9 protein-coding genes, 1 pseudogene and 2 CRISPR repeat arrays (1 of these 12 only partly in view) are annotated in these 14,176 nt (G+C 70.8%); of the genes and pseudogenes, 9 read left to right on the forward strand and 1 reads right to left on the reverse strand.

Going from position 1 to position 14,176, the window contains the following annotated elements:
- Positions 1-27: direct repeats of the CRISPR family, unit length 29 nt; it begins 978 nt to the left of the window's first position.
- 333 nt (positions 28-360) lie between these two features.
- A pseudogene (locus tag DTB53_RS14670) lies at positions 361-973 on the reverse strand (HAD family hydrolase).
- A gap of 129 nt (positions 974-1,102) precedes the next feature.
- Here DTB53_RS14670 and DTB53_RS14675 point away from each other — a divergent pair.
- The 9 genes from DTB53_RS14675 to cas2e all read left to right on the forward strand — a co-directional run bounded on the left by DTB53_RS14675 (position 1,103) and on the right by cas2e (position 14,159).
- The gene (locus DTB53_RS14675; protein ID WP_012379966.1) at positions 1,103-1,417 is read left to right on the forward strand and encodes a 4a-hydroxytetrahydrobiopterin dehydratase; all 315 of its coding nucleotides are present in this window, start codon (positions 1,103-1,105) and stop codon (positions 1,415-1,417) included.
- Positions 1,418-1,961: 544 nt separating this feature from the next.
- The gene (locus DTB53_RS14685; RefSeq protein WP_012379968.1) at positions 1,962-3,002 is read left to right on the forward strand and encodes a MarR family transcriptional regulator; all 1,041 of its coding nucleotides are present in this window, start codon (positions 1,962-1,964) and stop codon (positions 3,000-3,002) included.
- Between the two features lie 230 nt (positions 3,003-3,232).
- Positions 3,233-4,300: a CRISPR direct-repeat array (repeat unit 29 nt; unit sequence GTGGTCCCCGCGCGTGCGGGGGTGTTCCC).
- Positions 4,301-4,449: 149 nt separating this feature from the next.
- On the forward strand, positions 4,450-9,114 hold the full coding sequence (casA, locus tag DTB53_RS14690) for a type I-E CRISPR-associated protein Cse1/CasA (RefSeq protein WP_236586379.1): 4,665 nt from the start codon (positions 4,450-4,452) through the stop codon (positions 9,112-9,114).
- Complete coding sequence (casB, locus tag DTB53_RS14695) at positions 9,111-9,893, forward strand: type I-E CRISPR-associated protein Cse2/CasB (protein WP_012379970.1); 783 nt, start codon at positions 9,111-9,113, stop codon at positions 9,891-9,893. Before casA ends, casB begins: the two co-directional genes overlap by 4 nt.
- 118 nt (positions 9,894-10,011) lie before the next feature.
- Positions 10,012-11,280 carry a type I-E CRISPR-associated protein Cas7/Cse4/CasC gene (gene cas7e, locus DTB53_RS14700; RefSeq protein ID WP_012379971.1) on the forward strand — a complete coding sequence of 423 codons (1,269 nt, stop codon included), beginning with the start codon at positions 10,012-10,014 and terminating at the stop codon, positions 11,278-11,280.
- Positions 11,277-12,089: a type I-E CRISPR-associated protein Cas5/CasD gene (gene cas5e, locus DTB53_RS14705; RefSeq protein ID WP_012379972.1), complete on the forward strand. Its 813-nt coding sequence runs from the start codon at positions 11,277-11,279 to the stop codon at positions 12,087-12,089. The genes cas7e and cas5e overlap by 4 nt, the downstream gene beginning before the upstream one ends.
- Entirely contained in the window at positions 12,089-12,823 is a 735-nt protein-coding gene (gene cas6e / locus DTB53_RS14710; protein WP_012379973.1) for a type I-E CRISPR-associated protein Cas6/Cse3/CasE, read from the forward strand. The genes cas5e and cas6e overlap by 1 nt, the downstream gene beginning before the upstream one ends.
- On the forward strand, positions 12,820-13,779 hold the full coding sequence (gene cas1e / locus DTB53_RS14715) for a type I-E CRISPR-associated endonuclease Cas1e (protein WP_012379974.1): 960 nt from the start codon (positions 12,820-12,822) through the stop codon (positions 13,777-13,779). The genes cas6e and cas1e overlap by 4 nt, the downstream gene beginning before the upstream one ends.
- Entirely contained in the window at positions 13,776-14,159 is a 384-nt protein-coding gene (gene cas2e / locus DTB53_RS14720; protein ID WP_012379975.1) for a type I-E CRISPR-associated endoribonuclease Cas2e, read from the forward strand. Before cas1e ends, cas2e begins: the two co-directional genes overlap by 4 nt.
- The last annotated feature ends 17 nt before the right edge of the window (positions 14,160-14,176 follow it).

Here is a 14,176-nt window from a genome sequence, read left to right on the forward strand (position 1 = left end):
GGTCCCCGCGCGTGCGGGGGTGTTCCCGAGCACGACCGTTCTGCGCTGTCGTGAGTCTCGTGGTCCCCGCGCGTGCGTTCCGTGCCGCCGTGATCGTTGCGTAGACGCGCGGGGTCCACCTCAAGAGCGTCCGCGACCGCTTTGAGCACCTCGTCGCTGGACCGTCGGACACCTCGCTCGATGGCACGAACCATGGCATAGGAAACGTGGGGGGCGCCGCGAGTTCGGTTTGTGTGAGCCGGCGACAGGCGGCGATTCGCCTGCCGATTTCCTGCGGACTACCGAAAGACACCCGCTGACCGTACGCACACGAAGAGTTTCCGGCGGTAGATTCCTCTACTTCTGTGCGATCTCGATGAGTTACGTCAGTGACTGGATCACCCAGTCGGCAGTTGCGTGCACTTGGTGGTCACCGCCCCATAGTGCCCCCATGGGCCGCGGCGGATAGGGGCCATGCGCAGCCCGGCCTGGCGGCGGGGAATGCGTCGTTCACCGGGTGATCACCGACGTACACGGTTCCTCCCGCCGGAGCACCGGACGTGTCGAGGATCCGTTCGAAGAACTGCGCCGACGGTTTGGCACAGTCCCACTCCTCGGAGGTGACGACGAGATCGGCGGGCAGGTCCAGCGCTCGGAGCAGTTCACCTGCGCGGACAGTCTGGTTGCCGACGACGACTACGCGCATGCCGAGATTCCGCAGCCCCGTGAGCGCGGGTCGGACGTCCTCGTAGAGGTAGAACTCGTCGAGGTGCTCGCCTCGTCCGGCTGCCTCGCGGGCGGCGTACTCGGCCGGAATATCCATGCCCGGCTTCATTAGCCTCAGAGATTCGGTGTTGTCGAGTCCCCGCGCGGTCACGGCACCGACCAGGGCTGACAGCGTGTGCCTTGGCGCATCTAGCCAATCGGCCCAGGAACCCCAGTAACGGTCGTCGCGGACGAGAGTCTCACCGATGTCGAATACGAACGTTTCCACATATCGGGCGTAGGGGGATCATCAGACGCTGCGACGGTCTCCCGGCCATGGGCCCGGGCCGCATGGCACGATGCGCGATTGGCCAGGGTCGTGCCGAGGTCCTGGCACCGATGATCGAGGGGACTGACGATGGGCAAGGATCCACTGCCGGACGATGAGATTGCCCTGAGACTGACCGAGCTACCGGGATGGGTACGCGAAGGACACGCAATTGCCCGTACGTTCGGGATTCGCTACCACGGCGGCGTCGCGCTGATCGTGAGCGTCGCGGACGTCGAACGGCTCGTCGGACACCATGCGGACATCGACCTGCGCTGGGACCACGTGCGATTCCGGATCACGACGCACGACGCCGGGCACCGGCTCACAGCGGCCGACTTCGAGCTGGCCGCACGGATCGACCGGATCGCTGCGGCGCACCAGGCACAACCTCACAACTCCTGATCGGGCAAGCGGCCCCCTCACCTGAGCCCGAGCGGGAGCGTCGCGACTGATGACCTGTCGGCGATGGACCGCTTCCCGTACGACGCAGGCGCGCTCAAGCAGACGTCACGCAGAGGGTGGTGGGTGGCCGGGGCGCGGAAACTCGGGGCCCGAGCGCCGGGACTCGGGACTCGGGACAGCCTGGTCACCCTTCCGGGTGTACGTGAGCAGAGCTGCGGCCCGAAGCTCGGGTGCCGGGACTCGGGGGTCGGGACGCGGGACCCGAGGTTCGAGCGCCTTCTCTAACCGGTAGGTAGCAGTAGGGGTTTGGAAGAACCTCCCCCGCCTCCCCACCTCTGGCGCAACCAGCAAATATTACTAATCGTGACAACTTGCGGCGCAGCGTGACGACTGTTTACGGTGCGAGAACCGAACGACCCCGACGCGGTGTTGTCGCACCAGGCCGGGGTCTCACCACAAGATCACTACCCAGAGAGACGATCCCGTGGCTACCCAGCACCTTAGCCCTGCCCTGCGTGCCCCAGCAGCCTCACCCGCCTACCCGATGGCCAAGCCCGGCTACGGCAAGCGCAGCGCTCCGGACCAACAGGAGCGCACACCACGCGACTTCGCCCTCCTGCCGACCCGTGAGCGGTACGTCGCCGGGTTCATCGACCACCTCCCCGAGGGCGCCGCGATGAGCGTGAAGGAGCTCGCCAAGCAGCTCCCGCTCTACGGCCAGCAGGCCATCTCCACCTCCCTGACCAGCCTGTCCGTCGCCGGGCACCTACGACGCGTCCGGTGCCCCCTCGGCATGGGCGACGAGACCCGCTGGATCTTCCGCACCTTCTGGTCCCGCACCGCACGCGACAACGAGTGGTGGAACGCCTACCTCGCCACCGAGCAAGCCGCCCTGGCCACCGCCCCCATGGCCAAAACCCCCGCCCTGGACACGGCCCCACCTCCGAGGCCCCCGGCCGAAGAGGCCCCGCCGCCGCCCGCACCGGAAACTCCCCTCGCGGAAGCCCCCTGCCCGGAACAGGCCCCCGAACCCACCGCCGTACCGCACCAGCGCACCCCGGCCGGCTCACCGTTCGACGAGGCCGCACCGCACGCCCCGGACACCCAAACCGCAAGGCCCCACACTTCCCCGGCCGGCCCTTCCCCCGCCTACCTCGCCTTGGCCCGCCTCGGCCGCGACGACCACCGCCTCATCCTCTCCGCCGACGACTGCACCACTCTGGAACCGCAAGCCGCCCAATGGCTCGACCGAGGCGTCGATACCGACCACCTGACCCACGCCCTCACCGCAGGACTCCCTGCCCAAGTCGACAACCCCCGCGCCTTCCTCCATCACCGCCTCACCCACAAAATCCCACCCCGGCTCACCACCGACCATGCACAACCCCCCGCCCCCACCCGCCGCATCCTCATGGAATGCACCGACTGCGGACGCCCCGGCCCACCGGAAGCCCTCCCCGACGGCCTCTGTCACCCCTGCCGCACAACCCACACCGCAGACCCCGAAAACACACCCCACCCCGCCGACATCGCCGACATCAGGGCCCACATGAGCAACCTCCGCAGCCTCCTCAAACCCGTCTGAGCTCAACAACCCGCCTGCCTCACAGCCCCGGCACGGACAGGCCTCAGCGAGGTGCACCGACGTCCTCCTTCAAGAGGCCGCCTCTCGCCGCCTTGGAAGGGCAGAATCACTCCCGACACGCTTAAAGCTTCGAGCAGGCCTATGCACACCAACCAGAGGGCGATATGTCCATTTCTCGGGAAGTTGTCAAAAAGCACCACGCGCCTGAGTAAACCCGCAGGTCACGGACTGTGGTCCCCGCGCGTGCGGGGGTGTTCCCGTCACCGCCGTCGACATGAGCGACGACCTGACGTGGTCCCCGCGCGTGCGGGGGTGTTCCCCACCGGTTGGACCGACAGCGCCGGCCGCGCCTGTGGTCCCCGCGCGTGCGGGGGTGTTCCCACCGGGCAGGACGTCCTGACCCGGGTGCGCGCCGACGTGGTCCCCGCGCGTGCGGGGGTGTTCCCATCGCCGAGGCCGACACCTACGGGCCCGCCACGTGGTCCCCGCGCGTGCGGGGGTGTTCCGTGCTTGAGCAGCCCGAGCAACGTTGTCGCCGAGTGGTCCCCGCCCGTGCGGGGGTGTTCCCTCGGGCGGGCGGAGCGGGCGCGCAGCACCCGGGTGGTCCCCGCGCGTGCGGGGGTGTTCCCCGCGACCTGAACCGCATCCTCGGATGGCCCGAGTGGTCCCCGCGCGTGCGGGGGTGTTCCCTCTCGCCCCGCCCCGCCGGGCCCCGACCGCATGTGGTCCCCGCGCGTGCGGGGGTGTTCCCGGGCGGGGACTGCGTATGGCGGGCCCCCTCCAGTGGTCCCCGCGCGTGCGGGGGTGTTCCCGGCGCGCAGTCCCATGGCCGCGCCCCTCTAGTGGTCCCCGCGCGTGCGGGGGTGTTCCCGCGACACCGCCCCTGACCACTGGAACAACACCGTGGTCCCCGCGCGCGCGGGGGTGTTCCCCCGCCGCCGGTGAGCCAGCCGAGGGGGATCTCGTGGTCCCCGCGCGTGCGGGGGTGTTCCCCGCCGACCGACTGCTCAAGGCCCTGCGCGACGGTGGTCCCCGCGCGTGCGGGGGTGTTCCCTCGGCGTGACCGGACCTCAGATGATGGGGGCCGTGGTCCCCGCGCGTGCGGGGGTGTTCCCTGACGCTGACGCAACGAGCCCAGCAGCGCCCAGTGGTCCCCGCGCGTGCGGGGGTGTTCCCAACACCCTGTTGTAAGAGGTTGATGTGAGCGAGTGGTCCCCGCGCGTGCGGGGGTGTTCCCGACGACGAGAGGTCGTGGTCGTAGGCGAGCATGTGGTCCCCGCGCGTGCGGGGCTTTCCCATCCGGTCGACGGGGTAGAAAGACGCCCCCCTTTGCATGGGCCCGACGCGCAGGGGCGCTCCCCCACAGCACACTCGATCAAATACGCGCACTTGTATTCACTCTCGGTCATCGCGACCGTGCGGGACGTCGACGATGTCCAATACGCCCATGAGCCGCGATCATCCGGAAAGCCTTTCGGCATACGCCCGCCTGTCCCCCGTATCCCGCACCGCCTGGGGCAAGCACGATCGGCAGACCGAGCAGTGGCTCCCCCTCTGGCGGCACATGGCGGACAGCGCCGCTGTCGCGGAGCGGCTCTGGGACCAATGGGTGCCCGACAACGTCAAGGCGCTCATCGCGGACGCGTTCCCGCAAGGCGCTCAGGACGCCCGGCGAGTGGCCGTCTTCCTCGCCTGCGTCCATGACATCGGAAAGGCCACACCCGCCTTCGCCTGCCAGGTGGACGGGCTCGCCGACCGGATGCGGGCAGCCGGGCTCTCCATGCCGTATCTGAAGCAGTTCGGACTGGACCGCAGGATGGCTCCGCACGGGCTGGCCGGGCAACTGCTTCTCCAGGAGTGGCTGGCGGAGCGGTTCGGGTGGAGTGAGCGGGCCTCCGGGCAGTTCGCGGTGGTAGCGGGTGGTCACCACGGCACGCCGCCGGATCACCAGCACATCCACGATCTCGGACTCCGGCCCCACCTGTTGCGTACTGCCGGGGAGAGCCAGGACACGTGGCGGAGCGTCCAGGACGAGCTGATGGACGCCTGCGCCGTTCGGGCCGGCGTGGGGGGCCGGTTCGGCGCGTGGAGGTCCGTCCGGTTGCCGCAGCCCGTTCAGGTCGTGCTCACCGCGATCGTCATCGTCTCCGACTGGATCGCCAGCTCCTCCGAGCTGTTCCCGTACGATCCCGCCTCCTGGTCTCCCGTGGGGCCGGAAGGGGAAGGCCGCCGGCTCACGGCCGCCTGGGGTGGGCTGGACCTGCCGGGGCCCTGGCGCGCCGATCAACCGGACTGCACCGCGGCCGAGTTGTTCGGGAAGCGGTTCGACCTACCGGAGGGTGCCGGGGTCAGGCCCGTACAGGAGGAAGCCGTACGGGTCGCCCAGGAGCTGCCGGGCCCCGGGCTCCTGATCATCGAGGCGCCCATGGGCGAGGGCAAGACCGAGGCCGCCTTCGCGGCTGCGGAAATCCTGGCCGCCCGGACGGGCGCCGGCGGGTGCCTCGTGGCGCTGCCGACCCGTGCCACCGGGGACGCCATGTTCCCCCGTCTGCTGCGCTGGCTGGAGCGACTGCCCTCGGACGGACCGCGCTCCGTGGTCCTCGCCCACGCCAAGGCGGCCCTCAACGAGGTGTGGGCCGGGATGACGAAGGCCGACCGGCGGAAGATCACGGCAGTCGATCTGGACAGCCAGGTGGAGGACGTCTCCAGCGCGGGAGGCGCGCGCCGGGCCAACCCGGCGTCGCTCCACGCCCACCAGTGGCTCCGCGGCCGCAAGAAGGCCCTGCTGTCGTCCTTCGCCGTCGGCACCGTCGACCAGGTGCTCTTCGCCGGGCTCAAGAGCCGGCACCTGGCACTGCGGCACCTCGCCGTCGCCGGCAAGGTCGTCATCGTCGACGAAGTGCATGCCTACGACGCGTACATGAGCGCCTACCTCGACCGCGTACTGGAGTGGCTGGCCGCCTACCGGGTGCCCGTCGTCATGCTCTCCGCCACCCTGCCCGCGCACCGCCGGCGCGAGCTGGCCGCCGCGTACGCCGGGGAGGAGACCCCCGAACTCGCCGATGCCCTCGCCCTGCCCGACGACGCCTATCCGTTGATCACCGCCGTCGCCCCCGGAGGGCTCGTCCTGACGGCCCGGCCCGAGCCCGCCTCCGGGCGGCGCACCGAAGTGGTTCTGGAGCGGCTGGGCGACGGACCGGCGCTGTTGGCAGCGCGGCTGGACGAGGAGCTGCGGGACGGCGGCTGCGCCCTCGTCGTACGCAACACCGTCGACCGGGTCCTGGAGGCCGCAGAGCACCTCCGCGCCCACTTCGGTGCGGAGGCCGTCACCGTGGCGCATTCCCGGTTCGTCGCAGCCGACCGGGCACGCAACGACACGGTGCTGCGCGAGCGGTTCGGGCCCGGTGGCGACCGCCCCGCCGGGCCGCACATCGTCGTGGCCAGCCAGGTCGTCGAACAGTCCCTGGACATCGATTTCGACCTGCTGGTCACCGACCTCGCCCCCGTCGACCTGGTGCTCCAGCGCATGGGGCGGCTGCACCGCCATCCGCGTACCCGGCCGCCCCGCCTCTCACGGGCCCGTTGCCTGATCACCGGGGTGGAGGACTGGCATGCCGAACGGCCCGTGCCCGTACGCGGCTCCCTCGCCGTGTACCAGGGGCCGCACACCTTGCTGCGGGCCCTCGCCGTGCTGGGGCCGCACCTCGACGGCGTACCGCTGGTGCTGCCGGACCACATCAGTCCCCTGGTGCAGGCCGCCTACGACGAACGGCCGGTCGGGCCCGCGCACTGGGCGCCCGTGCTGGACGAGGCCCGGCGTCAGTACCTGACCAGGCTGGCCGAGAAGCGGGAGCGGGCCGATGTGTTCCGGCTGGGGCCGGTGCGGCGGCCCGGTCGGCCCCTGTTCGGCTGGCTCGACGGCAACGCCGGGGACGCGGACGACAGCCGCACCGGGCGTGCGCAGGTGCGGGACAGCGAGGAGAGCCTTGAGGTTCTGGTGGTCCAGCGCCGCGCGGACGGCAGGCTGACCACGGTGAGCTGGCTCGACGGCGGTCGCGGCGGGCTGGATCTGCCGGAGCATGCGCCTCCGCCGCCCCGGGCCGCCGAGGTCGTCGCCGCGTGCGCGTTGACACTGCCCCGGTCGCTCACGCATCCGGGAGTGATCGACCGGACCATCGCGGAGCTGGAGCGCTTCGTCGTACCGGCCTGGCAGGTGAAGGAATGCCCCTGGCTGGCAGGCGAGTTGTTGCTCGTTCTGGACGAGGACTGTCAGACCCGTCTGTCAGGGTTGGAGGTCCACTACAGCACCGACCAAGGACTCCGGGTGGGTTCTGTCGGCACGCGCAGCACGAACAGAGCAAAGGGGCTCGAAGCGGTGTCAGTGGCTTCTTTCGACCTGGTCTCCCGGCCGTGGCTGCCCGTCCAGTACGAGGACGGCGCCACCGGCGAGCTGTCGCTGCGGGAGGTCTTCGCGCGGGCGGGCGAGGTCCGACGGCTGGTGGGCGACCTCCCGACACAGGAGCTGGCCCTGCTGCGCCTACTGCTGGCGATCCTGTACGACGCCTACGACGAGGCCCCGGGCCGATCGGGCGGCGCCCCGGCGCAGTTGGAGGACTGGGAGGCGCTGTGGGACGAGCCGGACTCCTTCGCGGTCGTCGCCGGCTATCTCGACCGCCACCGGGACCGCTTCGATCTTCTCCATCCGGAGCGCCCGTTCTTCCAGGTCGCGGGATTGCACACGCAGAAGCACGAAGTCGCCTCGCTGAACCGGATCGTGGCGGACGTGCCGAACGGCGAGGCGTTCTTCTCCATGCGCCGGCCCGGTGTCCATCGGCTCGGTCTCGCCGAGGCCGCCCGGTGGCTCGTCCACACCCATGCGTACGACGCGTCCGGGATCAAGTCCGGCATGGAGGGCGACGCACGGGTCAAGGGCGGAAAGGTCTACCCGCAGGGCGTCGGCTGGGTGGGCGGGCTCGGCGGCGTCTTCGCCGAGGGCGCGTCCCTGCGCGAGACCCTGCTGCTCAACCTGATTCCGACGGACGAGGACATCCTGACGTCGGAGCCGAAGGCCGATCTTCCCGTATGGCGCCGTGAGACGCCCCCGGGGCCCGGCGTGGTGGAAGGCGACCCTTCCGCCCCTCGCCCGGCGGGGCCCCGCGACCTCTACACCTGGCAGTCCCGGCGGCTTCTCCTCCACACCGAGGGCTCCGACGCCATCGGGGTCGTCCTCGGCTACGGCGACCCGCTCTCCCCCGCCAACCGGCAGAAGACGGAGCCGATGACGGGCTGGCGCCGCAGCCCCGCGCAGGAGAAGAAGCTCGGCCGTCCCCTGGTCTACCTCCCGCGCCAGCACGACCCCGGCCGGGCGGCGTGGCGCGGCCTGGCGAGCCTGCTGTACCCCCAGGGGGAGGACGGCGACACGACCGGGCGGGGCACGGACCGGAGCCGTCCGGCCGGGATCGTGCGCTGGCTGGCCCTGCTCAGCACCGAGGGCGTGCTGCCGAAGGGTTCGCTGATCCGTACGCGGTTGGTCGGCGCGGTCTACGGAACGCAGCAATCCGTGGTGGACGACGTGGTGGACGACTCCATCGCCCTGCCGGTCGTACTGCTCCACCAGGACCGACGCCTGCACGGGGCGGTCGCGGTCGACGCGGTCGCCGACGCGGAGCGGGCCGTGTCCGCGCTGGGGCACCTGGCCGGGAACCTGGCGCGGGCGTCCGGTTCGGAGGCCGGGCCGGCCACGGCCACCGCCCGGGACCAGGGATTCGGCGCACTGGACGGGCCGTACCGGCGCTGGCTGGTGGATCTCGCGGAGGACACGGATCTGGAGCGGGCCCGTGCCGCGTGGCGGGACACCGTCCGGCTCGTCGTGCTCGGCATCGGCCGTGAGCTCCTCGACGCGGCGGGCCGGGCGGCGGCCGAGGGGCGGGTGATCGAGCTGCCGGGTGTGGGCAAGCGCTGGATCGACAGCTCCCGGGCGGACCTGTGGTTCCGGACCCGGATCAACAGGGTGCTGCCCAGGCCGCTACCGGAAGCGCACGCTCCGACCGCTGACATCCACGCCGGCCACGCCGTGCGCGCCGACGAAGCTCTCTCGGAGGAGACCGTATGACCATCACCCCTACGATGACCGGCGCCGACGCCTCACAGCCGCGCCGGGACCGTGGTCCCGCCGCCGAACGGCTGCCCGACCACCGGCTGGTCGCCCACGCGACGGGCAGGTACATCGCACGGATCCAGCCTCAGTATCTGTCCAACACGTCCTCCGCCGTGGCGGAGCTCGCGCGACTGCGACGCGGCGCGGGAAAGCGGGTCCACCAGGTCCAGGACCTGTGGGGCATCGGTGGGACGGAGGAGTTGGCCCGGCTGCTCGACGGCCGGGATGAGTTCATCCGCCCCGCATTCGCCGAGGAGGCCGTCTTCCTCGCCTCCACCCTGTGGGCCCTGCACCAGCAGTCGTGCCGGGACGCAGGCATGCACGATAGGCGGCAGAACCTGGGCGGGGCCGTCCGCACGCTGATCCGGCTGAAGGGGGCCTCGGCCGAGGACGAGGAGGACTCCCCGCTGCGCAAGCGCCTGGTGCGGGCCGGGACGGCGGAGTCCCTCGATTCGGTCGCCGTACGGCTGCGCGAGATCGTGCTGCTCCTGCGGGGTGCGCGGGAACCCCTCGACTACGCCCGCCTGGCCGGTCAGCTCTACCGCTGGCAGCACCGCCCGGACCGGGCCGGAGTGCAGCGGGAATGGGGCCGCGAATTCCATCTCGCCGCGGTCACGGGCAAGGGCAGGCCGGGCTCGGTCCACGACACCGGCGACACCGGCAAGGCGGGCGACGCGGTCGACCGGGCACTGACCCCGGACGAGGAGTACGGAGGCTACGCGGCAGGGGAATGAAGCTCCGCGCTCACCCCACGGCCACCCCCCTCGGCCCTTAGCCCTTAGCCCTTAGCCCTTGGCTTGTCCTCCTCCCAGGACATCTCTCACGCACGACGAACAAAGGAATTGAGCACGCGTGGCCCTGAACCGGACGATCCTCGACATCCACATTCTTCAGACCGTTCCCCCGAGCAACCTGAACCGCGACGACACGGGGACGCCGAAATCGGCGACCTACGGGGGCGTGCGGCGCTCCCGCGTGTCCAGCCAGGCATGGAAGCGAGCGACCCGTAAGGCGTTCGCGGAGCTGCTCGACCCGTCCGAACTCGGCATTCGCACCAAGAAGGTCGTGGAGGTCCTCGCCGACCGGATCCTGGATCTGGATCCGTCGCTCTCGCGTGCCGACGCTCAGGGCCTGGCGGCGGAGACCATCACCACGGCCACCGGCTCGAAGGTCGTCCCCGCCCGCAAGAGCAAGCAGGACGGGGAGGATCCCGCCGCGGAATCCGCCTACCTGATGTTCCTGAGCGGACGGCAGTACGACGCCCTCGCGGCGATGACGGTGGAAGGGGGGAAGGGGGGCGACGTCAAGGCGCTCAAGGAGTTCTTCAAGGACAAGGAGAACAGGTCGCGGGTCAAGCAGCTCGTTCTCACCGAACACTCGGTGGACATCGCCCTGTTCGGCCGCATGGTCGCCGATTCGACCGACCTGAACGTGGACGCTGCGGCCCAGGTCGCCCATGCGCTGAGCGTGCACGCGGTCGAGGTCGAATCGGACTACTACACAGCGGTCGACGACAGGAACACGGACGCCGAGACCGGTGCCGGGATGATCGGAACCGTCGACTTCAACTCCGCCACCCTGTACCGCTACGCCGCACTCGACGTGAACCGCCTCCAGGAGAACCTGGGCGCCGGGCACGACGGCGCCCGGCCCGCGGAGCCGACCCGGCGGGCTGTCACGGCCTTCCTCGAAGGGTTCATCACCTCCCTCCCCACCGGGAAGATCAACTCCTTCGGCAACCAGACCCTGCCGGCCGCGGTGATCGTGAAGATCCGCTCCCGGCGCCCGGTCAGTTACGTGGCAGCGTTCGAGGAGCCCGTGACCGTGGGCAGGGAAGGCGGGTTCCTCACGGGGAGCTGCGCGAAGCTGGCCGAGTTCGTGCCGGACCTGGAGGCGGGCTTCGGTCTCTCCGACGGCCCGGAGGGCTGGGTCGTCCGAGTGGGCAGGGAGACGAAGGCGCTGGAGGCGCTGGGCACGTCCGTGACCCTGCCCGAGCTGCTGGCCTCCGTAGGGGACGCCGTGGCCGCCCGCCTCGCCCCCGAGGCCGCAGGACGAACCGCCGACGGATCGGGCCCCGGCACGGCCGATGCCCCGGACCTCGCGGCGGAGCTCAGGGCATGACCGTGCTGCTGTTGCGGCTCGCGGGCCCTCTCCAGTCCTGGGGGTCCGCTGCCCGCTTCACCCGACGGACCACGGAGAACGCGCCGACCAAGAGCGGTGTCATCGGCCTTCTCGCCGCCGCACAAGGCCGCAGGCGGGACGCCGATCTCACCGACCTCGCGGCGCTGGAGTTCGGTGTCCGCATCGACCAACCGGGGAGCCGGCTGCGCGACTTCCAGACGGCACGCCACAGCGACACGCTCAAGGCCATGCCGCTGTCGGAGCGCTTCTACCTCGCCGACGCGGTGTTCGTAGCCGGAGTGAGCGGTGAGGCCGGGCTCGTACAACGACTGTACGAGGCACTGCTGGAGCCGGTGTTCCTCCCCTACTTGGGCCGTCGTTCCTGCCCGCCGTCGCAGCCGGTGACGATCACCGAGCCACTGGACGGGGAACTGGAGCAGGCCCTCAGGGAAGCACCGTGGGAGGCGTCCGGCTGGTACCGGACCCGCCGCGACACCTCGTTCCGACGCCAAGGCCAGTCACCGCCCGCCGAAGTGCGCCTGGATCTCCTGCTGGACAGCCCGCCCGGCCCTGGCCGGTTGCCGGACATCACGCTGCGGGATCTCCCGGTGAGCTTCGATCCGCGTCACCGCCGGTACGGGCTGCGGGGTGTACGGACGACCGAGGCCAGCGTGCCCACAACGGTCGGGACCCGAACGGCACAGCCGCCCCACGAACCCACGGCCCTGCTCACGCCCGTCACGCCCACCACGTCCGCCATGCCCGTCACGCCCACCACACCCGTCCCGCCCGTAACAAGGACCGACTGATGTACCTCACCCGATTCCGCGTGAACACCGGCCGGTCAGAAGGCCGTCGGCTGCTCGGCTCACCACATCGCGTGCACGGCGCGGTGAACGCCTCCTTTCCCACCCCGCCCTCCCGCGACGGTTCCGGCCCCCGGGTGCTGTGGCGGGTGGACCGCAACACGACCTCCGAGACGCTGCTCTACGTCGTCAGCCCCAACCGCCCCGACCTGACCCACCTGGTCGAGCAGGCGGGCTGGCCCGCCTCGGACGAACCCGGGTGGACGACGTTCGCGTACGCCGATTTCCTCTCCGCGCTCCACCCGAACGACATCTGGGGATTCAGGCTCACCGCGAACCCCGTGCACAACGTGCGCCACGCGTACGTGAAGGAGGGGGAGCGGACCAAGCGGGCCGCGCACCGGACTCCCCGTCACCAGATGAACTGGCTGCTGGCGCGGCAGGAGAAGGCCGGCTTCGAGGTCGTGCGCAAGCCTGTGGAGCGACAGCTGCTGCCCGAGGGCGACGCGTACGAACTGATCGTCCGCGACCAGATCCCGCTCCAGTTCCGACGTACGTCGGAGCCGGCGCGCGGGAGCGGCGACGTACAGATCACCAAGGTCACCTTCGACGGGCGCCTCCGCGTCACGGACCCGGACCTCTTTCGCCGCACGCTCACCCACGGTCTGGGAAAGGCGAAGGCGTACGGCTGCGGTCTGATGACGCTGGCCCCGGTACGGCGGGAGGGGGAAGGGTGAGCACGGTCGGCCGCCGGGGGGCCTCCGCTCCTCGCGAGCTGACCCGGGTCGGCGACCGGCTCTCGTTCGTCTACCTGGAACGGTGCACGGTCCACCGGGACTCCAACGCCATCACCGCCGAGGACGCGGACGGCGTCACGCACATCCCGTCCGCCACGATCGGAACCCTGCTGCTCGGCCCCGGCACTCGCGTCACCCATCAGGCGATGGCGCTCCTCGGCGACAGCGGCGCGGGCGTGGCTTGGGTCGGCGAGCACGGAGTCCGCTACTACGCGGGCGGCCGGGCGCTCACCCGTTCCTCGGGCCTGATCGAGGCCCAGGCGACGGCCTGGGCGAACCGGCGCACCAGGCTCGACGTGGCGCGCGCCATGTACCGGCTGCGGTTTCCGGGCGAGGACACGACAGGCTGCACCCGGCAGAATCTCCTCGGCATGGAAGGCCGACGGCTGAAGGAGTGCTACAGACGGGAATCCGTACGCACGGGCGTCCCTTGGCGACGCCGCGAATACCACCGCGGGGACTTCTCGGCCGGTGACGCCCCCAACCAGGCCGTCACGGCCGCCGCGCAGTGCATGTACGGGGTCTCCCACTCCGTGGTCGCGGCACTTGGCTGCTCCCCCGGGCTGGGATTCGTCCATTCCGGACACGAGCGCTCGTTCGTCATGGATGTCGCGGACTTCTACAAGACGGAGATCGCCATTCCGGCCGCCTTCGACGCGGCGGTCGAGGGGACGGACGACATCGCCTCCCGGACCCGCCGGATGCTCCGGGACCGCATCAATCGGGCGGGGCTGCTGGACCGTTGCGTTCAGGACATCAAGGACCTCCTCGGCTACGACGGCACCCGCGACACGGCCCGGGAGGACGGCACGCCGTCGGATCGGGTCACGCTCCAGTCCGACGGAGACGTCCTGGTCGAGGGCGGCCGCAACTACGGAGACGAGATCGTCTGGTGACCGTCATCGTCCTCACCAATTGCCCGCTGGGCCTGAGGGGTTTCCTCACCCGCTGGCTGCTGGAGATCTCCCCGGGCGTCTTCCTCGGAGCCCCGTCCACCCGCATCCGTGACCTTCTGTGGACCGAGGTACGCACGTACGCCGGCCAGGGCCGTGCCCTGCTCGCCTACCAGACGGACAGCGAGCAGGGCTACGCCTTCGAAACCCACGACCACACCTGGCACCCGACCGACCACGAAGGCCTGACACTCATCCACCGCCCGACCGCCCGCGTCCCACGCGCGGAAAGCCCGGGGAGCCCGGGGAGCCCGACGGTCGATGTACCCCGCCAGGGCTGGAGCAAGGCGTCGAAGCGACGGCGGTTCGGGGGCGGGAGGTAGCCGGGGGTGCGAGGGCA

It is taken from the genome of Streptomyces griseus, assembly GCF_900460065.1.
GTDB lineage: Bacteria > Actinomycetota > Actinomycetes > Streptomycetales > Streptomycetaceae > Streptomyces > Streptomyces griseus.